The organism is Microbulbifer mixtoriginis (SeqCode), assembly GCF_052467705.1.
Genome location: NZ_CP174322.1, coordinates 3410371 through 3436598 on the forward strand (window position 1 = coordinate 3410371; position 26228 = coordinate 3436598).

A 26228-nucleotide genomic window follows, 5' to 3' on the forward strand; every position below is an offset into this window, starting at 1 on the left:
ACCTAGTAGCTGCTCACAGTCAATCTATAAAGTTATTTTTCATAAAATTTCACAATAGGCACAAATAAATTAGCGCTGAACGCTATCATTTAGGTATGATTGTAAAGTTTCACTTTTACTTCTGAACGTCCCATCTGGATGAATGTTACCCCCCGAGGCAACACTGGATTCAGGCAGCATTTCCAACACATGGATGAAAAAATAGACGAAGCTATAAGCGTCCAACTTTTTCCAATAGAAATACCCTACCGTCAGTACCAAGCCATAAGATACGGAAAGATCATGGCCTATACCCTTGACAGCCAATTCAGCCAAGCAATCAAGCAATTTAGGGCTTTACTGGAATCCATAGAGCCAATAGAAGTAGGTGATGTGGCCACAAGACGTGAGGTTGGTGAGCATGTTCTCAGAGAGGTATTTCAAACCCATCCCATGCCAACCGATGTATCAATAGAAGATTTTCTGGTAAAGCTGCCCGATGAATCCAGCATCATATTGCGATGGTACTGTAAACAAAACTCAACGCCGGGGTCAGCGGTACTCTACTTACATGGTGGGGGCTTGATCTTCAATGATGTAGGAATATACGACCGATTAGTCGCAAACTATGTCTCAAAGAGTGGGGTGCCATTTCTCTCAGTGGATTACCGCAAAGCGCCAGAATATCCTTTTCCAACCCCCATTGAGGATTGTTACTCGGCATTGTGCTGGCTCCATAAGAATGCCAAATTGCTGCAAGTAGACCCCAACAGGTTAGCTGTTATGGGCGATAGTGCTGGTGGAGGGCTGTCTGCGGCACTGACCATCTTAGCAAGGGACAGGAATGGCCCTTCTTTAGCAAAACAAATTCTTATATATCCAATGCTTGATGACCGGAATACTGTTGAGGACCCAAAGCTGGCTCCCTATGTACTTTGGACTAATGATGACAACCTTACCGCTTGGCAGGCTTATCTCGGAGAAACAATGGGTACAACTAAAGTAACCGCTGTTGCCGCTCCAGCTCACTTAAAAAACGCGGAAGGATTGCCCTCCGCATATATTGAAATTGGGGAATTGGACATTTTTCGCAATGAAAATATTGAATATGCACGCTTACTCGCCAATGACGAGGTAAGTACAGAGTTCCACTTGCGTCCAGGCGTTAATCACGCATGGGAGGTATTTGCACCTACAATCCCAATCTCCATTAGAGCCATGAATGACCGTATTCGGGTTATTCAATCTGTTTGAACTCAATAGATTTTGCTGGGGAAATTAAAGGCTTTTCTCTTTATCTTTAGCTTGAAACCAAAACTCGATTTCATCTGTATCCTCTTCAAATGAGGCAGCATGTTCAGTATTTGCTGGAATATGGTACCAATCGCCAATTCCAAAGCGCTGAACAGCACCATTCATACTTAGTACCAACTCGCCTTTCGTAATCACCCCATAATTATCAGTCGCATGCGTATGATCTGGAATAACCGTTCCCGCCGGATATGATGCAAAAAGAACATCACTTCCTTTTGCCTCCAACTTGTAGGCATCAAACCGACCATCATAAAGAGGTAGCTGCTTAATTCTATCTGGATAACTTCCTGACATTCTGGATACACTCCATGTATTAAACTTTGAGCCTCGCTCCCGCAAATAAAATATTAGCCCAGGATGATAAAAAGCGCACTATTCGAAACAAAGTAACACAAGACATTAGTGGTTGTATCTAACCTATAGAGAAAAAATAGTTAATCAAAGAGAGGCAAAAGCTTGATAAAGCAAAACCCAAACAAACACTAGGGAAGCAATTATATTGACATATTACAGCAACCACCTTAGATGCAGCGAATTGCCTTTCTATTTTATTCTATCGTGTTTTAATTTCTATTGAGAATTCCACCCCCTCCAACGACTGAAGGTAATCAGGATTTTCAGGGTCGTTTATTAGCTTACCACTAAAAGAGACATTCTCAGCCTTTTGCTGCGTCTCAAAAAGATTAGGCAATGTGCTTTTTCTGGAGAAATCATACTTCTCAACTGAAGATACGCCCTTCTCGAAAGCTGCACTGATATCTATCGGCCTAGAGCTTTTTTCAGTGGAGAGAGTGCTTTGAGGGCCATGTTGGTTATCAGGAGTTTCAGTGTGATCTTCTACACTTGAAATATCATCTTTAGATAGCTCAGTGGAACTAACAAAGTCCTGTAATTGTTTTTCCTGCTCCAGCGTCCCCTCAACGACCTCTTCAGTACCAAGCCTAGCTTCCCCCCCAGATTCAACTGAAAGTGACTCGGGCCTGCCACATGAAGCCAAAATCAACAACAAAAGGGCCACTAAAAAATATTTAAACATAATTATTAGCCTAGAGCTCACAGCTTAGAATTCTTTACAAAACCAGTGGGTCTATATCTAGGGTTCGGTACACATCTATAATGACCCTATCTTAGCATAAGTCATAATTCGATCAGCAGAATACAGTGAGTCTAGGAGGTTATCCTAAATATCATCTTTTTGAAAGGTAGTTGTTCTCAATACCTGTGCAAAACGTTAACAGACAGTCAGAATATTGACTATGTAGATATCACAAGACCAAACAGCTTATATACTCTTCTGCAATATATGCATTTCGATAGAATTCCAGAGGGAATAGCCATCTCAGCCACTCCGATCAAAACACCAACAACCCTACCAACAATATAATTTATGAATAAGAAAAATAAAAATTAAATCAAAAACTTCACTAAACGTCACTTGAAAATAAATATTATTGCTCAAATTATGCCTGAATTGTCGGCAGGCTACTTGGGTGACACAATGAAGACCTGGCAACTTACACTCTTTACACTTCTATTGTTAGCCACAATTGGCATCACAATTTATATCTACAATCATCGCTTTACTGAAAAAACTAAGTTCCATAGGATACCGGCTACTGAAGAAGCCATTATCTATGAAGCCCCCCTCAAGGATAAAGAAACCATCAACATCCTAATTTTGGATGGTGGAGGGGTTCGAGGTCTTATCCCACTATATGTTCTTCAATATATTGAACGTCAAGTAGGCAAGCCCATAAATGAAATATTTGATGTTTTCAGTGGAGTATCCACCGGAGCTATTATTGCTACAGGAATCAACATTCCCATGAAACAACTACGTGAACAATATGGTGACTACGGCTCAAAAATAGACCTACTGATAAAACTTTACAAATCTGAAAGTAAATATTTATTCTCAACACCCTGGCATCATAAAATATTGACTGGAGCTGGAATGTTTTCACCGAGGTTCATGGGAGATCGACTCCATCAAGTTTTAAAATTTCATTACTCAGAAAGCTTAAAATTTACTGATTTAGAAAAACCAGTCATTGTGCCTTCTCTTGATATCTACACTGGAAGGGTACATCTTTTTAAAAATTATGGTGAAGAAATTGCTGAACTCCCTTCAAACAGTGTCTATCAGCTAGTGGTTGCTGCATCCAGCGCGGAAGGGGTATTCCCTCCTGTAGACTTTATAACATCAAGCAGGGACCTCAGTCATCGATATTTTGCAGATGCCGCAGTATCAGAAAATGATCCGACCAGCATGATATTACTGGACATTATTGAAAAATACCCAAATAAAAATTATTACATACTTATAATGGGATCGGGTACCCCGCCTCTGCGTAGCGCAAAGGATAGTTATCAAGACATAAAAAACTGGGGACGACTTCAATGGTTTCCTGACCTTATCACAGATGTACAACGATCTATGGATACCCAGCAGCTCTACGCTCTAAGAATTGCAAAATTATTATCTCCAAAAGGGAGGATAGAATTTGACTACTTAAACGTAAAAGTAAACAATCCCAAAGTCGGGATTTTTGACTACGAATCAATCGATTCATTAAAAATTCATGCAGATAGATTAATAGAAGAAAATAAGCCGGAAATTGATCAAGCCATTGAACACCTAAAGGAGAGATCAGAATAGAATGGGCTAAACGCCTATACTTTCGATCCCGCTTGAGCCAACAGCCTACCTGTTTATACTTTCTTACCACTAAAATTATGGCTGTCCCTTACGAGGAGCAACAGGATTTTCCATCTTTTTGAACCGGTGGGCATGCAACCGTTCCATAAGAGCAAAATACACAGCAATCGCCTTTCTTGGGACTTAATAGCTCTCCACAATTCTTACACTGATAGAACCATTGGCATGCATCAATCGGCATAGTTTCCGTATGATCATGACCACATAAAGGGCAGGTGATCCTGGAAGTTAAAACCTGCGTACTCTTTGTCATATCAATCCCTATAACGCTTATGACTTAGGCTATAAAGACAAGTCCAGAGTTTCTCAAGTAGCAATTTGATAAGAATATTTAAATAGAGGCTATTAGTATCTGCGTTAATTCCTCAGGCTTATCAATCATTACATCATGTCCACATTGAATAGAGTTAGACTGCCATCTGCTATCCCGCTGTACCATTTCATAAAATGGCTTACCAATTCCCGGAGTCCACCCTGTTGCATAGATATAAATGCGATCAGGAATTAGTTTCCAAGCCCCCTCCAAAAAGATTGGTTGCTCAAAGGTCTTGAGGGGCTGGTCTACACAGCGCCTATTAACCCAGGCCTGATCATGAATATTCACGCCAAAGTTTTTAGCCTGATCTGGGGCTACCAGAAAGCCTTTATCTGTAGACCTAGCACTTTCAAGCAAGGTAGAGCCTATTTCCTTAGGTAAGAGTTCTAAAGTGCATAGCCCGCTCTCCGGCACCAAAGCATCAAGATAAACAAGGGTGCGGACATTACTGGGTACCTTATCAGCAACACCGGTAATGACCATTCCCCCATAGCTATGACCACATAAAATGATGTTAGAGAGTTCTTCCGATTCAATGACACCAAGAACATCCTGAATATGTGTGTCCAGGTCAATCTTATCATTTAAAAGATGAACTCTCTCTCCTAGACCTGTTAATGTGGGAGCAAATACTAAATGGCCAAAATTACGCAAGCGATCCGCAACCCGCCGCCAACACCAACCTCCCTGCCAAGCGCCATGTACCAAAACGAAGGTTGCCATCCGTTGCCACCTTTATGTACGTAATGAATTTACGTGTAATAACCGGCCAAAGAAGCTGGTATGAAATGACTTGGAAAGCAGTATTTCATGCTGTCAATACTAAGGAAATGAGCCACCTATATTCAACCGCCTCCCTCTCATTATATGGAAGCGGTTGAGAATGTTTAAGTTACTCACATGAGCTCTGCTCCCAGTACTGCGGCGCAGCAGTGGGAGACCACCAGTTTGGCCCGTAGGTGGAAGTATATACCTGGCCCTCAAAAGTTACACGATCACCAGACTGATAGGCCTCATCGCCTGCGTAAGGCTGCTGAAATTCCGGGCAGGAAGCTGCCGTGTCGCCTTCTGTGCTGGTATTGTTATTAGAGGAAGTATTGCCTGATCCCGTATCAGAATCGTTGTTTGATTCACCCCCTACCGTTTGACAAGTGGTTTCAATCCAAAGTGCTGGCGCCGAGCTTGGAGACCACCAATTGGGCTCGTGTTTGGATTCGTAAGCGATACCATCAAAAATAACGATATCCCCAATCGCGTAACCCGGATCACCAGCGTAGGGCTGCTCAAATACTGCACAAGAGGCAGTCCCAGTATTCCCACTACCTTCGGTGTTTCCAGTATCATCTGAATCATCGTCATTGGTATCTGAAGTACCATCCCCCTGATCCGCACTAAGTTCGTACCCAATCTCAACGTTTCTCAGGCCACTATTTTCTAGCAGATAAATACTATTAATACCGTACAAGGGTTCAAAGCTACTGCTACCATCATAATCACCAGCTCTAATACTGGTTTGCTCTCGGTTAATCAATTCAGCCAAGTCGTGAGACCAATTTTCTGCGATCCCTTGCTCGCTTGAGGCAATCTCCAGAAGTGTAGAATAAGAGCTATTTTCACCGGAGCTATCAAACACACGGGTATATACCTTGTCTCCAATATTTAAGTCTTGTGTTGGATTAATTGTGCCTACAGCACTCCACGCAGTATTGGTAACATTATCACCATCAAACTCAACATCGATAACGTTATAAAAAGCATTCACTGTATCACCAACATCCCAAACAGCGAGGATGACATGGTAACCCTCACGATCTGGGACCTGACACTCATGTGTCATATTTGTTGGAGGTTGCTCATAGTTTCCATCCACTTCACAAAAGGGATTAAGATCAAACTGATCACGGGTTAAGGACGCGTTTGGATTCCAGTTCTCTTTGGTAATATAGTATTTCCAGTCTCTGCTTACATGGTTCGCAGTGAAGTGCCATTTAAAGGTTTGCCAACCAGAACTGATATAATTCTTAACCCAGCGATCAGAAGACTGTTCATTTAGCTCTGACCAAGAGCTATTCCCCGCACTGGCAATCTGCCCATCAGCGGGTCCACTTTCCGGGAAGCCTTCATTACCCTCTACACTTTGTGGTTCCCACTGAACTGCACCGCAGTTTATATTCATCTCTCCAGAGTCGAGAGGATATTTACATAGTGTCCCACGTGCGGATGCAACCCCGCCATCAACAGCTTCTACATAACCATGGCCAAGTACATTAGAGCTAATTCCAGTTAAAACTACAGCCATTAATGTATGACTAAAAAAAGGTTGTTTAAATACAGAAGCTAATTTGGTTTTTCGGTAAATCATATCTTTGCCTGTTATTCAATCTTGTCCGATGTCCTTCCCCAGTTAAGCTAGATCCTTCACTTACCGAAGCAGGTTTTACTTCAGAAGTAGCGTTAGCGACAAAGCTATGGACCGCCACTGATTAACACGGTTCCTATAAACCAAGTAAAAAACCATTTAGATTGAAAATAGAACCTTGCTCTCACAACAATTCAGGAAAAGCAATATAAAACCACTTAAAAAGACTAAGAGAGCATAAAAAACTGAAATTATGATTCGAATTCACAATGCCTGGATAAAATTAATGAACACTAACGACAATTACGGCCAGATTAGTGGCGCAAAAAAACAAGCCAATAAAAAACAAGGAGCAGTAGCCATGTTTTCCATATTTCCTGCACAATTACGCTGTAAAATATCCGCATGTGGAGGCCCATCAATAGTTATCTTCTGCCCTCAAGTACAATAAATCCTGGTGACTGACAGGCAAACCGCACACAAAAAGATATTTCACAACTCTACTTCGGTCCAATTCGAACTGGGAAATAAAATAAAATCTGAGCAAGCGCATCTACGTATAGTTGAAAGTCTGCAAGTGTAAATAAATAGAGCTATATAACGTCAATTGTACCCTGAGAACTCTGCCTTCTAAGTGAAAAACCCAAAACCACTAACTGAAACCACACGCCTATACTTTCGAACAGGAAGGACATGATCTCCACCTTTAAAAACTGAAAGAACTCACCAGCAAAATCCCAAGCAATATTTCTCTTTCAATTTGTAATTAACTGATATTGATCAAGGTCACTGCGTGATGTACGGTTATATTGACAGTGACCAAACAGTCACATAATTGATAATTATCCGATATGGAGGCAATGTTATGGCAGTTCAGCTAGGTGGTAATTATGCTGCTTATCGATTCAGACCGGAATGTACTTGGGTGACAGGCACCAATGCAGGAGAGCTGCGTTCTGACGGTTATGGTTCCTGTGTAGGGCTAGTACTCTATAGCGGCGCCCCTAGAAAGATTGGTGTAGTCGCTCATTTTTCAGGATCAATGCAAGCTCCGCAGGTAAGAAATGATGCCCTTGAGATAATGGCAGCAGTCTGCCCTATTGCACCGGGTAGAAAGTGGCGGGGATGGGTTTTTGGTGGCGTATCACTCAATGGTAGCTCTTCACATCAAACCATGCTTGGAAATGGATCTAGCTTGACACACACACGAGCGTTAGTTGATACCGTACGTGGCGTGTTGGAATTTAATCGCATGTTTGATGTTAATTTTAACATTACGAATACTGAAAGATTTAATTTCACTACCCAGGGAGTTTTCACTGAGATGACTTTACGTCAAGGTGGAAATTATGTTGGACATCAGGGTGTTAAGTTAGATCTTGCTAGCGGAAAAGTAACCTGGGATGATCTCAATCATGGTTCAGGCAACTCGAAAGCCAACAAGATGATTAATTCTATGTTTTGACCTTCAAAATTTGACCTGGCAGATATCTCACCACTGCTGTCAGGTCAAACCTTTCAGACCCAATTTTTATGAAGATGCCCACTTTATGAGAGCATCTTTTACCCTCAATCTCTTGCCTTATAACTTTTGCAGAATTCAACATAATAACGCGAAGATATCAACAGATAAAAACCTGTAGATGCGCTTATTATCAACCAAACATTTGATATAAGGTACAAGCTCCATAAGTATGCCAAAAATGGAAAAGTAAATATAATTAGCTTATGAATACCAGCTTTTGTTATATGAAGCCCTGCATATATAGAGACCAAAACTGATAAAGATGCACATACTAAAAGCAGCGAAGAAGACTGTAATGTCTGCATTAATAAACCCAGTAGGATAAAAACTATCAGCCCAAACCAACGGGTGTTAGGCTCAAGGGCTCCCATACTGATAGGCGCAGCCATATAACTAACAATATGGTACCCTGTTACTATTACCATAAGTGCTGCCCAACTATCCGCATTAGCCAAAACAATAGCTGCCAATACCCAGTTAACTAGAATGGATCGTCTGGAAATATTGTGCACTGGATCTAGCACCGCTAGCCAGCGAGGCATTTGCCCTACCTTGGCCATCGCAAATAAAATCCTTGATGAAGCTCCAAGGTACGTATATCCAGAAGCTGAGGGACTAGTGATACTATCTGCAAGTAATAGTAACGCCAAAAAGTGCAGGCCAAGCAGAGTGGCTAGATCTAACAGTGGTGAAGCAAAGTTCAACCCCTGCCAGCCACCATTCTCTATCAACACCTGATGTGGAACGGCCTCCATAAAAGCAAATTGCAATGACAAATAAACCAAAGTAATGATTATTATCGATAGTGTTATAGCCAAAGGGATATTGCGTTTAGGATTTTTGATTTCACTAGCAAAAGCAACACTTACTTGAAATCCATTGTAGGAATAGATCAATCCTGCACCAATGATGGCTGAAAAGGCACTATGGAACTCAAATTCCTGACTGGAAGGAAGAGAAAAATTTGAGCCTATGTGATTTCGGGTAAAAACTACAATGAGTAATACTGTCAGAGCAAATAGTGGAGTAAAAATTTTGAGTACAGTTACAATATTGTTGATTTTAGTTAGCCAACGAATACCATAAAAATTAATCAGTAGATATAGCGCTAAGATGCTAAGGGCAAGTAACTTTCCCCAAATCGTAAGACTATGACTTTCAATCAATAAAGAAGAGCCAATAGCAGAAGAAAGATATTGTGTAGTAGCCTGAGCCTCCGTTGCAACTACCATTAGAATGCCAAACCAATTAGCAAAGGAAAAAGGCATACCAAAGATACTGTTATAAGAAAAAGCACAGGCTTGAGCTAGTGCACCTCGGACCGGATAAATCGACACGACACGCGCAAGACACAAACCTACCATCAAAACTAAAACTGCTGCGAGTATCCATGCCACAAATGCCCAGTTACCCGCATATCTAGCCGTTAATTGGGCGCTAAACAGCCAGCCCGAGCCTATCATGCAAGTTGCACTGAGCAATGTTGCGCTTAGCAACGTTGCTTTTTTCTTACCACCCTTCTTGTGATGCATATTTGGTAGATTTTTATAATTTATATTTTGAGTAGATCACCATTTTACCAATCGAAGAATATCAATAGCTCTTATTCACCCATCTGATCAAAAAAATACACACAAGTTTTTGCATCTACTTATCTACAGTTCGCAGCATCCAATAGTTTTTTCGAACTTATATAAAATTACTAGGTTCATAACCTCTGAGAAGTTTTAAAGCCTAATATTTAACTATTGACCCTAGATATTCTGTGGTTAACAAATTCAATACCGATCAATTGAAGCACCTAGTATACTGTTTAACTATCAACCGACATCAAATAAGAATCATTCGTCGTGTAATGCCTCTAAAAGGCATAGAATTCATCATTTATCTACTAATATATTTATATTTTCTATCTGCCTTTAGCCTACCCAAAAAGAAAAATATATTTGATTAAAATATCTATACCAGTACGAACATATTGCAAACGTATTAGCGTCACAATTGATAGCAAATAACTTTTGGGGAACTCACCTGTATTGGCTAACGTTGGATTCAAGACTTTAAGTAAGAATCAACGAAATAAAACCATCATCTTAATAGTTATAAAACTATAAAAACCGGCAGCCCATATAGCAATGTAATACTATTTCTTTAACTAACTGCAATTATTTCAATAGATCGGCATACAAGCTTATCTTTCGTATTAAAAAATTGTGCGATCACCGCCTTAAATTGATTATGCACGACAGTGAAGTATTGTAAGGTTTGCCCAGAAAACTTATTAAGTTATTTTTCAACCAATTAATATTAATCAAGGATTGATCCAACTTCCACTCAAACATCTTCCCTAGCTTAATATTTCAAGGAAATTAAATACTTATACATACAAGCTCAAAAACACAACACCCTACTTTTGTCGAGTATAAGATTTCAAATATTGTTAAAAAATATGAAATTGCTGCCAACCAGACATTTATTAAAATAAATTAGCGAGTTAACAAATAATTATGGAAAATCTTGCACAAAATTAATAAGTTTCATTGCCAAATTGCACATAAAAAAACATTGGCGAAGAAGAGGATTACCTATCAAAGGCCTAAATACGATACAACCAACCAACAGATAGACTTCGAAGCTATCTAATAACTTCTGAGCTTTTCACCATCCTGTCTTATGCTGTTTCCTATTCCTCCTCTGCCGGCAAGTAAGATACAATCCATAACTCACTAAATAATCTCGGCGAAAGTTATGGTCGGTCACTTTAAAGTTTAAAAAACCGACCAATTTCTTTACTTCAATGCGTAATATGAATTATTGGATACAATAAATTTACTTCAGCTAATGAGGTAACGGTAATTCATAATCAAATGTCTTCGCTGGCGACTACTACCATCTACTTTGTACCCTAACTCCGAATAGTTTCTCAACTTCAGCCCTCCTTTTCTTGCTGTAGAAAAGCTGTAATCGAAAATGATGCCCCATTTCAAACAGAAACCTTTGATTAAGTTGTCCCAGAAACTTTCACCGCCCCCTAAACAAGTACCTTGCTCTTCCTATAGTTAGTACCTTTTCCAGCAAGTGCTCGATGGGGATAGTATAAAAGAAGACGTTTCCATTGGGCTCAGGAGGGAAAAATTCATAACATGCTTTCTAGCCGATCAGTGGGCTTTGTGCTTCTTTTAAGCGCAGAAAGGCAAGGTTTTATCATTGCCAATGATCACCTGTTAATCTTGACATGAATCGGCTCTCAATTGTCGGTCTTATTTTTTGTGATTACGTGAGACCAACCAATTTCAAATTATATAATAGCTCTCAATAATCAAAGATATCATTATAAATAACTAAAAAGAGATTTAAGAAGCGTGGAAATAGCTTTTTGGAATAAATGTTATCAACACCTATTCAAACACAACATCAGACACACAGCCTAAATGAAATACTCCACAGCATTTTTTCAACATTGAATGTTATAAACTTAATAATGATCTATAAGGAGGCCTCCAATCCTTCTAATGACAAACTAAGCTTATTTAGAGCTTTGAAATATGGTTTACTTATAACTGAGATATTAGCTCGCACTCGCAGAGAGATCTAATGCAACTTTTCACCAAAATATTGATCAATCTATTTACTCCAGTAAAAACTCCAAAAAGTTTTGTGCAGCAGTATCTAAAAGGGTACGGCACTGTAACAACATTAATGGTTTATCGCTTTAAAAAATATGGAAAGGAAGAAATTACGAGTTGCTTGAGCATACTTTATGATCTGGTTGAGCTAACTTCTGCTCCTCACTCCAAGTCTTATTATCTTTCTCAAATAAAAGAATTACAAAAACAGGCAACCAAAAATTCAAGTAGAAATTTTGTTTATAGGAGCCTAGAAAAGATGAGGATTCCAATTTACATTCATTTCAGCGAGGACAGCACCTACTTCATTATTAATCACGAATACTTCTCAGGATATACAGGGCTACTGGTTGTTAAATGTGCAAAACATCTGTTACAAGGCGAAAAAGCTAGATCCGATAAATATTATTTAAAGTTAAAAAGGCTCTACCATGGGAGCAGGAATCGTTCTCTTTTGAAGTATTCAATAGATTTTATCAAGGCCTTATTTTTCATTGCTGGACTAATTTTGTACAACAAGAGGGACCCCAAAAAAAATCCTTTTCTTTTGAAAGAATATAGAAATACAAAAGGCGAAGTTGACGATATTGTAATGATATCAGCCAAAGTTGAAACTGAAGAACCTTGTCTTGAAGATATCACTGAAAAGTTTATCGTTGCTTTTACAGAATTTATGGACAGAAAAAAAGCAAACATACTTATAACACAGGAATTTACACAAAATTTACCGAAACAACACATTATTGAGAAAAGAATCGGTAACACTGCTTGCGGATTTAACTTCTCCTTCAGCACACTAAATAAATCTACCCGCCGGCAGATTTATCTATTGCAGAAATATGATATAGCCTACTACGGAATGGTTTTACTAGATGCTTTTGGAGTGGAAAAAAAATTTGACCAGCTGATAAAAGAAGACTTTATGCTAGGTTACTTACCTATAGGGGATGATGAGTGCATCGCAGTCTATGCAATTGCTAGAGATACCTTGAATTTTACTATAAGCAAATATGACAAGGGCTATTGGATATACACCACTGCCAATAAAGCGGCCTTTGACATAAAAAAGATAACTTTTTTCTTAAGAAAATTCTCAGTTGAATGCAATGTAACGGGCATCTAATGGCTGGAGGCTCATTTCTTCACGAATATTGTGAATCATATCTTATTAAGAACCAGTAAATTGCTATTTTGATCTAGCACTATCCCCCAATAGACACAAAAAAACTAAGAAAAATTTTAGCAACTTCAGTCAATTAAAAACCTTTTAAACCAAAACGCCTGAACTCACGAGTACTAAATTCATAGTATCCGTTAATTTTCTTGCAAATGTACTGATAGTTTGGGTTATTTAGCTTTTCAGTCTTTGAGACTGACTTGTCAATTTTCTCAGCCGGTGCAACCTCATCTTGATGATAAACAACGGCTTTATCTGCAAAAATTGGTTCAACCTTTAATTCACTGATAACCCTATAAGCCATATCAATATCATCATACCCCCATGTACCATCATAAAATTCGTCAAACATTCCCACTTTGATAATATCTTCTTTTTTATAGATCATATTACAACCATAGAAATGACCCCAGGGTTGCTCCGTATCAGGTAAGCCTTCTATCTTACCTATCCTTCTATCTTTTGTTAACCCATAATTCGATGGGCTTTTAAATCTGGGACAGGCACTTAGATGTATATCAGTGCCGTCGACCATATCAAGCTCAACGTCCTTGAAGTGAATAAACTCCCTCAACCCTGTCATACAGATGTTCTTCCCCTTGTTATTAATTATATTATTAATCAGCATTAGGTAATTGGAGGATGGTATGCAGTCGCTATCTGTAAAAACACACCAGTCATATTTAGAAATCCTTACCCCTAAATTTCGAGCAGAATTAAGGGCAAAAGGATTGTCTAAAATCTGGCGATAAAGTAAGGTTAAGTTCAACTTGTCTTTGTATTCCTTATAACAAGAATAAATACCTGAATCACTTGAATTGTTATCGACAACAATAACTTCGAAATCTTCTTTTGGATAATTCTGGACAGAAAACCCTTTCAGCATGTTGCGCAAGAGAGCCGAATTATTATAACAAGGGGCGATTATGCTAAATCTAGACTTCATAATATTAATCGTTCCCTTGCTACCATTAAGTTCACTTTCACTACATAATGCTCAATAAAATATTTAAGCAAATTTGACTTCCCCTCTGTGGCTGCAATTCAGAGATTTCCCTTATGGGTAAGCTCCCATTCTCGCCTATCATCCGTGTACGCCTAATGATTATCAAGGTGTCAAATTCTTAAATAATATTATTCATTGGAATCTTACTTGTGCAGTAGTATAAGTATAATATTTACCTCCTCAAGATGAAATCCATGCAGCTTGACAGCTAGCGATCTACAATAGAGTCGGGCTTGTACACAGATCAATTCAGATCACAACCTATAGATATTCACTAGTGTTATATCCATGAATACAGAAACCATCAATTCGCCTTTCAACTATAGATTGCATCTCAATAATTTAGGGGTTCATATTCTTACCCTTTAAAGGACAAGCCGGCATATACCAAGAGGATGTTGATTTTTTCCATCACAATTATTATGAAATTTAAGTTATCATGATCAAACTTGCCCTAATACACAAAGGGAGTCTAAGGCCACGGTTATTATTAGTAATGAAACCCTTATTTAACATTAGCATTCATACCTATGATTCGAGAATACTTATGAGTAGTCGCCCTCTAAATAAGTGTTAAATTTCACGCAATAAAGAGCCTACACTTCATTATTCGAAACCAGGCTTTAACATGTATTTCCCTCTTTTGTATTGTATCAAATCTACTTTTTTGGGGAAGTGCTAACGCCATGGTCTATAGGCTTTCCACAATCAATAAGCTGGCAAACCAAATACATGGATGTGCTCTGTGTTTTTTAATGACGAAATAAATTCTTACTTTGGCGCCAACCCCCCTTATTCTGCCTACCCTACACGACTTTACTTACGCTTAAAGCACCCTGGTTTCTTTACGATGTTCCGCTTCACTTCTATAGATTCTAATTCATCAATTTCTTCTACACTAGTAGAATCAGAACATGCCTAGTCAGGGTTTACCAGCTCATACAGAAATTTAAATCTCGTACCTATTGGCAGCTATTGTATCGGCACTATGTGTTAGCCCGCCAGAATCCTATAAATCAACATCCAACTTTACTCCAATATACCTGATTTTTTTTGTATTCCATTATTTAGGATCACGCTTCTTCTACTTACTTTGTGGAAGTGGATACCAATAAGTCGGATCTCTAGTATTTTAAAAAATGCATTCAGTGACAATACAACTCTCAGTGGATACACAAGTAGCGTCTCTCTGGCTCGGTCGTTAACAAGTAAACACCCAAATTTCAGCCCCTTCTATAAAGTGGAAACATTCAACTGAGAAAGAAAACTCCCCCACGAGTTTTAACTTATACTTTGATTCGTCAAATCTGACTTAATGTATAAATCATACATACCCCAGCAGGAAGGCAACCAATACCCCATCAGAATAAAATCATTCAAAAAACCCAAGTAGAGGTTCGAGTAGATTGAAAAATATTTTAGGGGTTGTAAGGGTACATAGGCTAGAGGCAGTATTTCGCGAATAGCCACAACCCTTCGAAAAATCTTTAATACCGGAATTATGCCGTTCGGAGTTTGTTACACCGATTTTTCAGGATGATTCGTATACACCATTATGAATTTAAAGACTTAGATAGCCCTGCAAAGCCATACCTTGGTTACAAATTATTATTAGAGACAGAAATCTAAATAAAGCAACCAGACTTCCTCAAAATTACTTTTCATGTAAAATATAATGTGATCTATCCAATCAGAGCTCTTTCAGTTGAGTAGGTTGTAGAATATGATTTATTCAAGTGTTCTTGACAAGATCCCTAAGTGTATTGATAAATTTTTCCGCGAAGTTTAAAACATTATCTTTCTTAGTAAGGGGGAAACAGTAAGAGAAAATAAATACTGAGTTCCTAACCGTTGAATAGGTTAACAGTGATATTGGGTGAGCACCATGTGTCTGGAAAGGAATAGCTGTTACAATTTCAAAAGATTTCATGTGCGTGCCCAAAGCTTTCATGCTTCCAACATTTGAAATACATAACCCTTCAGAGAAAACTGGTTTATTATTTTCATATTCTTGAGCCCAACCGATAATATCCCCTAGGATATAATCTTTAGGAAAGGCGAACTTACATGATTCTCCCTCCGCGGCTTGGCGATCAAGCTCAACTTGCAAGTATCTTGCTAGCTGCCAAATATTACTAGTATCAATATTAGGTATTACTTCTAAAGTGGTTACTGCTGAAAATGCACCCACTGCGCTTAAACCGATTTCTGATCCACATAAATCTCGAACATCTAAAGGTAAGAGGATTTTAATCCAGTCCCTATGATTAGGTAAAATTTTTGAGGCCTTAATAGCAACAGCACAAAAAAGTGCACTAGGCCTAACTTTGTAGCTCTTCCCCTGCTTTACAATACTTGAAAGATCCTCCATAGGAAATTGTCTATAAATAGCGTGCCCCTCACGCTCTGCAGCAAAGGCTGACTCTTCAACTGGCCATTTAAATAAATCATCTTTAGCGTTACATGACTCCTGTCTTGCGAAGTATTTGGAGGAGCGAAAGTAGCTCTCAACCGCTTCATACAAGGGCTGCCTTCCTAATCTAAATGTCTCAGGCTCCCTAAAATATATATCTAGAACACAAAAAAGAGTCATTACTGACCGGCCATCCAGGGCTGCATGGCTGCTTACCAGGGATATCCAGTCAACTTTATTCTGGGAATTTATATAGAACGAGAGCGTATAAGTACATTTTTCAACATCAAGTCCAACCTCGCCTCTACGCGTAAACTCCTCTTCAAAATCAAGAGGCCCATCTAATTTCACAGCTTCGAAAGGGATAGAATCAAATGACACATCACAACGCCAACGAAGTTGCTCTCCAGACTCCACACGTGCTTGTAATAGAGGATAAATTTTATGAATAGATGCAAACCCAGACTTTAATTGCTCAACGCTTAGTGGTGTAAGAACTTTAATGAAGGAAATAACTAAAGTACCTCCACAGGTCCTCCTGGCTAATTCTGTGAATATTGCTTCTTGAGCACCTAACACTCTGGAAAGGTTTTCACTGGACACAAAATATCATCTCCATAAGACATATCTATGCTAACTAAAGTAATTCCTAGAGGAGGTAAGAACAAAGAAAATTTAGTATTGAAGAGTGATTTTTTCATACATTTCACACTTAATAGCTGCAATATTTTTTTACTTTTTAGCATCAACCAGGAAATTAATCTACGAAACTGAACTTATACTTCTCGTGTATTGAGTTAAACTCAACTTGGCTTCAGCCTACCAAAAGGACAGGGTAATTTAAAAACCCGATATAAAACTTCGTTATAGATAGTTGCCAATACGCCTCCCAAAGTATCTGCATGCATGATGGTAGTGCACACAATTAATTTCAGAGAAAATCTAATAAGAAGTGATATAGATTAACGCTTCACCAATAATACTACGGGTGCTCCCCTTTAGGCTCCTTGAGTTCAGTATATTTAACTGGGCAGTTTTTTTGAAGCCGCATAGTTTTAATCAAGGATGCAGTAAACACTAATTTTGCACTAAAGCGGAAATAATATAGAGTTTTGTACAAGTATTTCTCCCACCTTAATTTATCTAAAAAACTTTAGACCCAGCAATAGACAAAATGGTATCGATAATAATCTGATTTTGGACTCTTTATTTTTCTGCGGTTTTTGACGACAATTGATCCTAACCTTTTCCTACTCAGAGAATAATAATGAAGGATTTTTTGATTATAGGCGGTGGCCATAATGGCCTTGTCTGTGCCTGCTATTTGGCTAAAGCTGGAAAAAATGTAACGATTCTTGAGCGCCGGTCGATTGTTGGTGGTGCTGCGGTTACTGAAGAATTCCACCCAGGCTTCCAAAACTCTGTGGCAAGCTACACCGTGAGTCTGCTTAACCCCAAGATCATCGAAGACCTCCATCTACGAGAGCATGGCCTGGAAATCAAATTACGGCCGCAATCAAACTTCTTCCCACTTTCAGAAGCCAATAGTCTTTCCTTCCATAAGAATCTTGCAGATACACAGGCAGAGGTAGCACGTTTCTCTGAGAGAGACGCAGCTACCTTGCCTGACTTTTATGCCATGCTGGAAACCGTTGCGGATATTTTACGCGAAGAGCTACTGCGCGCTCCCCCCAACGTGGGTGGTGGCCTTATAGACCTGGTTCGCGCTGGTGGATTTGGGCTTAGAGCGAAAAAGTTAAGCATGGCATCTCGCCGAGACGCTCTGGACCTGTTTACCAAGAGTGCTACCAACGTGCTGGATGCCTGGTTTGAAAATGACCATGTAAAAGCTGCGTTCGCCTTTGACTCTATTGTCGGCAACTATGCCGCTCCCAGCACTCCCGGTTCCGCCTATGTGCTCTTGCACCATGTGTTTGGCGAGGTAAACGGTGAGAAAGGTGCTTGGGGCCATGCTATGGGTGGTATGGGTGCTATCACGCAGGCCATGCGTAGAGAGGCAGAGTGCCTTGGGGTCTCTATTCGCACAGACGCTGAAGTTAAAGAGGTGCTAATCGATGGTGGTCGCGCTACCGGAGCACGGCTAAGTAGCGGGGAAACCATTGCAGCTAGTAAAGTAATCGCTAATGTCGGCCCTAAACTGCTCTATTCCCAGATGATCGACGAACAACATCTGGAGCCGGAATTTCACCGCAGGGTACGTGGTTTTAGAGTGGGGTCCGGCACCTTCCGTATGAATATCGCACTGTCTGAACTGCCAGACTTTACATGTAAACCCGGTACTCACGTACAACCGCACCACAAGTCGGGAATCGTCATTGGCCCTACCATGGATTACCTGGAGCAGGCCTATATAGATGCGGCTCAATACGGCTGGTCAAAGCAACCCATAGTAGAGATATTGATCCCCTCCACCATCGATCCCTCCCTGGCCCCCGAGGGACAACATGTGGCCAGCCTATTCTGCCAACAATTTGCTCCAGAACTGCCGGAGGGTAAGAGCTGGGACAACTACCGTGAGCAGGCAGCTCAGACCATTATCAATACCGTCAACAACTATGCACCCAATTTCCGTGATTCCATCATCGCCCAACAAATCCACTCACCGCTGGATTTAGAGCGCAAGTTTGGCTTGATGGGTGGCGATATCTTCCATGGTGCCTTAGGCCTGGACCAACTGTGGAGCAACCGGCCCTTTATGGGCTTTGCCGATTACCGCACGCCGATTCAAGGGCTATATCTCTGTGGTTCCGGTAGCCACCCGGGAGGTGGCGTTACTGGGGTGCCTGGGCATAATGCTGCGATGGAGATTCTGAGAGATAAATAAGAGAGGTTCATATTGATCTTATGGAACCCAGTATGGCCACTATTCATAATGGTGTTCCGACCAAGATTAACCACTCAAGATACCAGCTGGTATATACGTTATTTGAATGAGTCCCTGCACTTACTGACTAGTGCAGGGGGCAAATTGGGAGGGCGCAGACAGCCGGTATGGTCTATATAGATCTTAATCCTCTCCAGACTAATATTGCCAAAACCCGGAAAAGTCTATTTTACTTCGATTCGGCAGCGAATTCCCGTAGCAGCTGCTCACAATCAACCTCTAAGTCTTCAGCTGATACTTAACCATAAACCCAAGAGCCTAAATTTTAACTGAAGCACTATCTCGAACTGGTAAATTGGAAAGGTTGAGGAAAGTTTGAAGATACCACCACCGATAAAATTTAAGGTACCTCGCCAATTGACATTGACCCTAGAGCTATGACAAATAGAATTGGAAAAGTAAATTCTTACTTCATATTTTTATTCAGATGACCAGATAATAAAAATTAGCACCATAATAATAGACAGGGTACAGCCAGTCTTTTAAACCTTAGGCTACTTCAAACTAGCAAATACTAATGGCATGGGGGTTGCCCCACCATACCATCAGTAGTCTCAGTAAACTGAACCAAATTAAAGGTTCAGTTACTGTAGCGAAATAGCAGTCAATTCAGAGCCAGCGATATACAGGGTTCCGTCATCACCAAGACTTAAGTGCCCGGAAGATTCAAAACTCCAATCCAACTTCTGAGTACCTATATTAATGGCATAAGTATGTGATGAATCTCCAACAAAAATATGCGTTCGGGTTACCACAATATTTGAAGTTAACGACTTTGACGCCTCCCAGGCCCATACTTCGCTGCCATTTTCTTCATCAATAGCTTTTAAAATACCAGACTGCAAAGCATAAATAACTCCACCACTAGAAGCTGGCTGCCCTGAAAATCCAACTGAATTTTTTTCCCATAAAATGTTGCGTTTATCGAGATCAAATACAACTAAAGAGCCCGATTGAATTGCCACAATATGATTATACCTAGTCAAAACTGTGGCCAAATTTACATCGTACCCTCTCCAGTCAAAATTAGGATATTCAATGCTATAGGCCAATTCACCAGAATCACGATGAAAAACTTGCAGGTCAGTTATAAATGCATATACATACTGTTCATCTACAGCTGGGGTAAATTCTTGATACTGCGCAGTTGATGCAAACCAAGACTCCGACCCATCACTCAGATCAAATGAGTAAAGTCCTCCGTAATACCCCCCGGCAGTATAAATCCCTCCATCATATACAGTTGGAGACATGTAGGTTGACCACTGATTTCCATATTCAGTAGCAAACAATAGCGAGCCGTCATCTATATCAAGCCCTCGTATAAAGGAATCTTCATGACCACCAGTTTGAAAAATGACTTTTCCACGGTCATAAGCTGGGGGATTTATAGAATGTATACCATCATAAATGCGCTCCCATGCCAAATCTCCCGTGCTTGCATCCAAGGCAACAATTCTCTGCTCAGCAAAATAGGAATCATTAGATGCGAAGACCTTACCATCAGCCACCACTACCGGGTGTAACTTCGTCATATTAGGTAATGTCACGGACCAATGGTGAGAGAAATTATCTACATCCAGCTGTAGCGGTGTAAAACCAGTATGCGCAGCTCCCCCTTGATATGTCGCCCATACTACGGGTAGGGGGTAACTATTTCTATCAATAGGTGAGGTGTCTGAGAAGAACTCTTCAACATTTGTAAAAGAATCAAAATCTTCATCATTTGCTGCATCGTCAGCATCGATCGGGTCTAGCGCATATAGTACTTCCCATCCATCCCGCATACGATCGCCATCAGTATCAGCAACTATTGGAGATGTACCATAGGTATTCGACTCTTCAAAATCCGAAAGGAAATCACCATCTGTATCTACATTTCTCGGAGACGACCCTAAAGCATATTCTTGCAAATTGGTCAGGCCATCAGCATCAACATCATCCGCGCTATCATCTACTAACAAATCCAAACCATACTCGAACTCATACATATCTCCCATACCATCACTATCCGAGTCTTCAAGTAAGGGATTTGAGCCTAGTTCCTTTACCTCTGTAAAATCAGTAAGCCCATCGTTGTCGCTATCTTGCGCCAATAAATTTGTACCTAATTCCGCTTCCACCCCATCGGACAAGCCATCGGCATCCGTATCTGCAATAAAAGGATCAGAACCATAAATTAAAAGCTCATCGCCATCGTTAACGCCGTCATTGTCAATATCAGGGTTGTCCGCATGAGTACCAAAGGTGTACTCCAGCAAAGCAGATAAGCCATCCCCGTCCAAGTCGGAGCCCGCGTCACCTACATTCTTAGGATCTAATCCAAAGGCATACTCCCACCAATCAGGGAGTCCATCATTGTCAGAGTCCCAATCTGGCATAAGATCTACAAATTTACCTCGCGTATCTAGCTTGGTAAAACTACTTAAGTCCGCCGCGACACGATATAGCCCATCATATGCTGTAGCAGCGACTAATTCTCCATTTCTACGAATATTAATATCATTAAAGCTCTGGCCAACGAATAAAGTTTTTTGCAGAACCCCACCAGCCGTAAACTGGTGTATCTCACCGTCCCAGGTAGCTGAAAAAATATTACCAACCTCATCAACGGCAATTGCCCGTGAAGTTTCAATTGGTATATTGGAGAGTAAAACTCCGGACACAGGATCGAACTGAGAAATCTGACTGCCACTTAATGCGTAGAGATAACCATCTTCGCCAACTGTCAGATCTATAAATGGGCCTGCATCTACATAATTCACAGAGCCACTTGCTAAGTCAAACTTCACATACCCTTGACTAGGACTGCCACTAGTTGACTGGTTGGTAACGAAAACTTGTTCACCAACAGCATCTATGCCGCCATAACTCAAATTATTAACGGTACTCCATCCAGGCGCTGGATAGTGCTCCCAAAGGTTTAACTCTAGCGTATACACACTTAAATAAGGTTCAAATGTCCCATTGAAAATCGCTACTCTTCCATCATCCAAAATAACCGCATCTCGTGCATATGCGTTATTACTCCCTTTTGGATCAGGGATATCGAAGCTTTTTATTTCACGACCATCAACATCAAGTAAGTAAAGCTTATTGTCAGAAATAGAAATTCCAGAGGCGCCCAATTCAAAAAGTGTAGGAGGAGAAATGCCTGCTAATTCATCAATCAAAATACCACAATCGTCAGCAAAGGATTCAACCCTCACAACCAATGTATGATAACCCTCAGCAATGGGAACAGAGAGCTTTTCCCATGATGTTTGGGAGACTGGACTATCTAATAATTTTTCTCCATTTAGCTCAATAACCAATTGGGCATCATAGATAGAGTGACAGGTAGACCGCGCTCGAAGAGAAAGCTCTACAGGTAAAAAGTAATTAGTTGTCGAAATACCCCAACTACCCTCGGCAAATAGACTAACGACCCCATCACTAGCTGATTGAGTTACAAATTTTGGGCTACCTTGTGAAACCCAACCATCCGGCAACTCTTGATCCTCAAAAGAAAAATAGAATTCATCTATTGGAGAGGGTAAGGATAACTCCTCAGTTGGGTCAAAGCCCAAAAGGAACTCGATTAGATTAGAAAACGTATCATTATCCAAATCACTATCGGCATCAGAAACATCTAACGGATTCAGTCCATATAGCACTTCCCAGCCATCTGGCATACCGTCTTCATCCGTATCACTGTTAGATGGATCAGTAAAATAAGTGATAACTTCGTCAAAGTCTGACAATCCATCCTGATCCGTATCTGCCATCAAAGGCGAACTGCCGGCTACGAACTCCTCAAGATTGTTTAGACCATCTGCATCCGAATCCTTCAAGGCATCTAGTTTGTCAGTGTCATCCAAACCGTGGGCCAACTCCCACCACATTGGCAAGCCATCGTTATCGGCATCAGATTCATACCGATAATTTACTATATGCAACCTATTGCCAATTGACTGATCAATTAGTATTACACCATTTTCATCAGCAATAAGGTCTATATAGGTATCGATATCGAGATATTGTTTAAATAGAATCTCACTAAGGTCATAACTGAAAACAGCTAAAAGATATTTCCTATCTACCTTAACCAGACCAACAGCGACACTCTCGCTCCAGGTGAAACCCAGTAGCTGTATCTCCTCGCTCACACCCTCAGATAAAGAGCTCAAATCAAGTGGGCTAACAAGAGGGTTAGCGGGGTATCCTTGGATAACACTCCCCTCACCAGTCACAAACAATTTACCATCCGGTGATTGCGACAGCCAAGCACCTAAAGACTCTCCGAAATAATAATTTTGATACCCGGAAAACGCCTTTCTATCATTATCAATATTAAAACTATTTAAATCTCCATAAGAAGAATAATAATAAATTCGGCCGGTTTCCTTACCGTAAAAGAGTCCCTTTGGTCTATTTACCCAACTGTAACTATCCCTAACCACATAATTTCTATCAAGCAAGTGATAGTTAAAATAAGAGCTATCTAGACCACTTCCAGCAACTGCCACATAGAAATCACCAGCACTTATTAATGCCTCCAGACGTCCCTCAAACGAGGCCACCTCCTGGCTTTTTATAGGTAAAGTTTCACTAAACTCAAGAAGTTTACCATTTTCAAAACTAACCAATATCGAGGATGGATTGGCGACATTTATAGACATCGCCTTACCGTTACTTTCAAAGTGCCCTAATTGTAAAGGATTTAGATATTTACCAGCTGCCGTATCCCACTTCCAGATTGAGCTAGAATTGTCATCCAGCAAATAAAGTACATTTCCTCTTCGAGCAATCTCATCGACATTTTTGACCTGGACCTGTCCTTGAATATCACAAACACCATTTATGCCATGCTCTGCAAGGTAGCAGGCTGAATCCAGAGGAAATAAATCGAGGCTTAAACTAGATTCTCCCACAGACGGATCATACCCATCATTCCATGAGTCGGGCGCACCATCGAGGTCAGAATCAACTGATGCAGCGCTATCGTTTGGAAATGCATCCTCTCTATTCGGAACTCCATCACCATCTATATCATCCAATAGCTCAACCAGCTGATACTTTCGGCCATGATTCTCAGTATAAGTAATGACTAAGGCTGCTTCATCTAACTGTACTAAGCCCTCAGGAAGTCCGGTATAGGAAGCAGAAAAAAATGCTTCAAAATTGTTGTTGTAAGCTACTAAAGAGCTGTTATTAGTAAAAGACGCTGATAAGGTTACAACCGCACTATTATCGGAAAACCCATAATCAAAACTAGTTACTGGAGAGCCAATTAAACTCAAGTCACTGGCTTTGTAATAATCACCACTACCAAGCAGCACTCCGTTACCACTATTAACGAGCAGAATCGGACCTCTGATAGTGTAATCACCATGATAGGGAGATTCCCCTTGGGCACCTATAGTACCACTCGACTGAGAGATTTCCTCAAAATGTATATCATTAGGTGACGTGCCATCTCTAAAATGATAAAGCCGATTATTTACATCGTTCCAAACATAATAATGAGAATACCTATTCCAATCCTTACTATCTAATAAATTCCCATCCTTAGACAAGACATGATGTGAACTCCAGGCTCCCTGACCATCTTGAACCAATAGATAGCGACCCGCTTCCGCCAGTCCGGTTGTACCCACAGGCATTTGAATGAGGTTAACTAGTTTTTCAGGTGTATCAATTGAAAAATATCGGATCCAGCCGTCACTATAAGCAAGATATACTCTCTTATGCTCATCATGGTAACGTACAACCTGGGGACTTTGATCTTCAACTACTAGATCAAGTTTTCCAGTGAAGTTTTGGGTCTCTGAACTCCACTGGTAAAAATCGTAAATCCCATTTTCAGAAAACCCGAGATATATAACACCATTCGCATCAGAAAATGCTTCATCCAGTGCAAGTGTATCGGTCAGTGTGGCGAAACAGGTCTCCCCATCACCTTCATTTATCCGAAAGCACGACGCATCAAGTTCGTAATAGTCAGCATTATCACCTACTCCGTCACCATCCTGATCTGATGACTCTGTTTTATCCCAAGGGAATGCGTCGTTCTCATTTTCTACGCCATCATTGTCAATATCGTTGTCAACTTCATTGGGGGTACCATCCCCATCTAAATCGGCTCCGATAGCGTTGATAATGGAGTATTTTGGCTTATCCTCCCAGGCTGAGATCTCTCTTGAACTGTCATATTGACGTGTTTCATGAATAAGGAGCTTAACTAAACCACCAACTTTGAGAGGAGTTACAGCGTCTGAAGACTCTGGATCAAAGGTGTTGGGTATATGTAGCTCACCAATGTTCAGCCTGGACACAAAGTCGTAATTATCTTGTACTACCTGCGTGGTATTTGTATCAAGACCTTCGGCAAGGCCATCTAACACCCCATCTGTTAGATCTAAAACTAACAACTCCATTACTGTAGAAGTGCTTATATCTGTCTCGTTTTTAAGAGCCCACACAAGAGACGCGGTAGCTTCAGAAGCGGTACGGTAGCTCAAAATATCATCAAGGTCGGCCTCATTCCCAAAGGCCACTGGTGGCGTATGAAAAAGGTCTACCTTATCTAGCTGGTCAAAGCCTAACTGACTTTTAACAACCAGGGATTGGGAGCTTATAGCATCGCTCAACCCAGGTTTATCGACTACATTTCTCTGCCGGATCAGATCAACAACGATAGTTGTTAGCGGTGTTGCGAAGATATCTTTAGATTTCTCGAGCGCTTCAGCTTCAACAATTGTTGATAAGCTAGGAAGGATTGGGGCCATTCCCGTCGTTAGGTCTATCGTGACATCACCAGCCAAAAATTCAATTAGATAGTAGCCATTGTCCGGAAGGTCTAAGCCTTCCTCTGTAAATTTACCCAACTCGGTGGTTTCGCCTCTCG

At 40.4% G+C, this 26228-nt stretch carries 14 protein-coding genes; 5 read left to right on the plus strand and 9 right to left on the minus strand.

Annotation, left to right across the window (positions count from 1 at the left end; all coding sequences use genetic code 11):
- Positions 1 to 189: 189 nt before the first annotated feature.
- On the plus strand, positions 190 to 1233 hold the full coding sequence (locus tag ACJJIB_RS14845) for an alpha/beta hydrolase (RefSeq protein ID WP_444886666.1): 1044 nt from the start codon (positions 190 to 192) through the stop codon (positions 1231 to 1233).
- Between the two features lie 24 nt (positions 1234 to 1257).
- Here ACJJIB_RS14845 and ACJJIB_RS14850 read toward each other — a convergent pair whose 3' ends face one another.
- Positions 1258 to 1587, minus strand: a complete 330-nt coding sequence (locus ACJJIB_RS14850) for a cupin domain-containing protein (RefSeq protein WP_444886667.1) — start codon at positions 1585 to 1587, stop codon at positions 1258 to 1260.
- Positions 1588 to 1846: 259 nt separating this feature from the next.
- Entirely contained in the window at positions 1847 to 2329 is a 483-nt protein-coding gene (locus ACJJIB_RS14855; RefSeq protein ID WP_444886668.1) for a hypothetical protein, read from the minus strand.
- Between the two features lie 462 nt (positions 2330 to 2791).
- Between ACJJIB_RS14855 and ACJJIB_RS14860 the strand changes: the two genes are divergently transcribed.
- Positions 2792 to 3952, plus strand: a complete 1161-nt coding sequence (locus tag ACJJIB_RS14860; protein WP_444886669.1) for a patatin-like phospholipase family protein — start codon at positions 2792 to 2794, stop codon at positions 3950 to 3952.
- A gap of 88 nt (positions 3953 to 4040) precedes the next feature.
- Here ACJJIB_RS14860 and ACJJIB_RS14865 read toward each other — a convergent pair whose 3' ends face one another.
- From ACJJIB_RS14865 to ACJJIB_RS14875, 3 genes are all read right to left on the minus strand, one after another.
- Complete coding sequence (locus ACJJIB_RS14865; RefSeq protein WP_444884319.1) at positions 4041 to 4265, minus strand: GDCCVxC domain-containing (seleno)protein; 225 nt, start codon at positions 4263 to 4265, stop codon at positions 4041 to 4043.
- Positions 4266 to 4343: 78 nt separating this feature from the next.
- Positions 4344 to 5051: an alpha/beta fold hydrolase gene (locus ACJJIB_RS14870; protein ID WP_444886670.1), complete on the minus strand. Its 708-nt coding sequence runs from the start codon at positions 5049 to 5051 to the stop codon at positions 4344 to 4346.
- A 169-nt stretch (positions 5052 to 5220) separates the two neighbouring features.
- The gene (locus ACJJIB_RS14875; RefSeq protein ID WP_444886671.1) at positions 5221 to 6690 is read right to left on the minus strand and encodes a lytic polysaccharide monooxygenase; all 1470 of its coding nucleotides are present in this window, start codon (positions 6688 to 6690) and stop codon (positions 5221 to 5223) included.
- Between the two features lie 862 nt (positions 6691 to 7552).
- Here ACJJIB_RS14875 and ACJJIB_RS14880 point away from each other — a divergent pair.
- Positions 7553 to 8152, plus strand: coding sequence for a hypothetical protein (locus ACJJIB_RS14880; protein WP_444884315.1), 600 nt, complete (start codon positions 7553 to 7555; stop codon positions 8150 to 8152).
- 104 nt (positions 8153 to 8256) lie between these two features.
- Here the strand turns inward: ACJJIB_RS14880 and ACJJIB_RS14885 are convergent, their stop codons facing one another.
- A complete protein-coding gene (locus ACJJIB_RS14885; RefSeq protein ID WP_444886672.1) occupies positions 8257 to 9744 on the minus strand; it encodes an APC family permease in 1488 nt (495 codons plus the stop codon).
- 2062 nt (positions 9745 to 11806) lie between these two features.
- Here ACJJIB_RS14885 and ACJJIB_RS14890 point away from each other — a divergent pair.
- Positions 11807 to 12961, plus strand: coding sequence for a hypothetical protein (locus tag ACJJIB_RS14890; RefSeq protein WP_444886673.1), 1155 nt, complete (start codon positions 11807 to 11809; stop codon positions 12959 to 12961).
- A gap of 133 nt (positions 12962 to 13094) precedes the next feature.
- Here ACJJIB_RS14890 and ACJJIB_RS14895 read toward each other — a convergent pair whose 3' ends face one another.
- Both ACJJIB_RS14895 and ACJJIB_RS14900 read right to left on the minus strand, forming a co-directional pair.
- Complete coding sequence (locus ACJJIB_RS14895) at positions 13095 to 13961, minus strand: glycosyltransferase family 2 protein (protein ID WP_444886674.1); 867 nt, start codon at positions 13959 to 13961, stop codon at positions 13095 to 13097.
- Positions 13962 to 15753: 1792 nt separating this feature from the next.
- Positions 15754 to 17037: a hypothetical protein gene (locus tag ACJJIB_RS14900; RefSeq protein WP_444886675.1), complete on the minus strand. Its 1284-nt coding sequence runs from the start codon at positions 17035 to 17037 to the stop codon at positions 15754 to 15756.
- A gap of 664 nt (positions 17038 to 17701) precedes the next feature.
- Here ACJJIB_RS14900 and ACJJIB_RS14905 point away from each other — a divergent pair.
- Positions 17702 to 19279, plus strand: a complete 1578-nt coding sequence (locus ACJJIB_RS14905) for a phytoene desaturase family protein (protein ID WP_444886676.1) — start codon at positions 17702 to 17704, stop codon at positions 19277 to 19279.
- A 644-nt stretch (positions 19280 to 19923) separates the two neighbouring features.
- Here the strand turns inward: ACJJIB_RS14905 and ACJJIB_RS14910 are convergent.
- The gene (locus tag ACJJIB_RS14910) at positions 19924 to 26208 is read right to left on the minus strand and encodes a BamB-related PQQ repeat family beta-propellar protein (protein ID WP_444886677.1); all 6285 of its coding nucleotides are present in this window, start codon (positions 26206 to 26208) and stop codon (positions 19924 to 19926) included.
- Between the last annotated feature and the right edge of the window lie 20 nt (positions 26209 to 26228).